Annotated in this window: 1 pseudogene; it reads left to right on the forward strand. The window is 72.1% G+C overall.

Annotated elements, in window-relative coordinates:
- A pseudogene (locus tag MJ783_RS21025) lies at positions 1–542 on the forward strand (hypothetical protein); the annotation flags it as partial.

The raw sequence follows: 542 nt of genomic DNA on the forward strand, positions 1-542 counted from the left end.
GGATACTGTCCGGCCACGCCCACAGCGGTGGCTGGGACACCGTGCACTTCCGGCCTGTCGCCGGAACGATCGCCGGCACCCGTCATCTCACCACGGCCGCAACCGTGCGAAGTGGGCCGAACGGTTACGTCATCGGCAACCTGCGCTCCGGCGCGACCTTCCACTGGAGCCACCGCTGCGGTCATCGCGGACCATGGGTGTTCGGCTGGGCACCCGACGCGAACACCTGGGGCTGGATTCTCGCCGGGGATATCGGCAACCCCTGCACACCGAACGACTATCCGACCAGCACCGGCAGCCACTCATCGGAAGCCTCCACCGCAGCCACGCCGACACAGGGCAGCCCAGCCCCCCACCGCACCGCCGCGACCCAGGCGGCCACACCCCCGGCGAGCGCACCCGCTCCGGCCGCGCCCGCCGGCGGGCCATCGGCCCAGTGCTATCCCCAGTACACCGTGACCGAACACGCCCGCGCGCGATCCACCCGCGCCGGCACCCCCATCGGCGACGTCGAACCCGGGGCGCACGTCAACGTGCGCAGC

This window comes from Protofrankia sp. Cj3, assembly GCF_917627355.1.
Taxonomy (GTDB): domain Bacteria; phylum Actinomycetota; class Actinomycetes; order Frankiales; family Frankiaceae; genus Protofrankia.